The following is a 509-nucleotide window of genomic DNA, read 5'->3' on the forward strand; positions in this document are numbered from 1 at the left end:
AGCTTGCTGAAGAGAACATTGTCTACAAGAGCGAGACCTCCGGCAAGTCTTACAGTTTCAACACGGCAGAGAAGCTGAACACCTTACTATTACGGATGATACGGAGAATGGGGCTTATAAAGGAGGGCAGTCATGTTGACCTGGACTTTGACCACCAGTTCGTTCCAGCCACCAAGTTCGATGCAAAGTATTCTTACAAGCAGGACTTTGGTTATTTCCCTGGTTGGGCTTCCATTGGAGGAATCATAGTCGGAGGTGAGAATCGTGACGGAAACACCAATGTGAGATTCCATCAGGAAGACACGCTCCGTCGCATTATGGACCGTGTAACCTCAGAACTTGGTGTGGTAATAGAGCGTTTCCGTGCTGACTGCGGGTCGTTCTCAAAGGAAATCATACAAACCGTAGAGCAGCGCTGCAACACGTTCTACATTCGTGCTGCCAACTGCGGCAGTCGCTACGAGAATTTCCAACAGTTGAAGGAATGGAAAAACGTTGAGATTGGCTAT

At 48.1% G+C, this 509-nt stretch carries 1 pseudogene; it reads left to right on the forward strand.

From position 1 onward, the window contains the following. A pseudogene (locus HMPREF0666_RS16015) lies at positions 1 to 509 on the forward strand (IS1380 family transposase); the annotation flags it as partial.

Source organism: Prevotella sp. C561, assembly GCF_000224595.1.
Classification (GTDB): Bacteria; Bacteroidota; Bacteroidia; order Bacteroidales; family Bacteroidaceae; genus Prevotella; species Prevotella jejuni.